Genomic DNA, 466 nt, shown 5'->3' on the forward strand with positions numbered 1-466 from the left:
GCAACAGATCGCCATTGAACAACGCGTAAGGCGATTGCAGGTAGCGGATATTCGGGGCGCTCAGGCAACCGGAATGGGCGATCTGGTCAAACACGGCCTTGGCCACGCGCTGCTCGTTGAGCAGGTACTTATGATGCCGGGCAATGAGATCACGCTGCTGCAGGACGGTTTCCTGAAGCAGTCGCAGGCGGTTCATCGCGTTGATCTTGGCCGCCAACACGCTTTGGTTATAAGGCTTGGCAACGAAATCGTCCCCTCCGGCGTCCAGGCAGCGGGCCAGCCCTTCGCCTTCGGTCAACGAGGTCAGGAAGATGATCGGCACCAGCGCTTCGCCCGCCAGCTCCTTGATCCGCCGGGCCGCCTCGAAACCGTCCATGACCGGCATCAACGCGTCCATCAACACCAATTGCGGACGATTACGCTCAAACAGCGCCACCGCTTCGGCGCCATCGCTCGCGCTCAGCAC

1 protein-coding gene is annotated in these 466 nt (G+C 61.2%); it reads right to left on the reverse strand.

What is annotated here, in order from left to right:
- The coding region (locus tag GPA22_RS22440) for a response regulator (protein ID WP_169258287.1) at window positions 1–466 on the reverse strand (466 nt) is incomplete at both ends.

Source organism: Aromatoleum toluvorans, from assembly GCF_012910905.1.
Classification (GTDB): Bacteria; Pseudomonadota; Gammaproteobacteria; order Burkholderiales; family Rhodocyclaceae; genus Aromatoleum; species Aromatoleum toluvorans.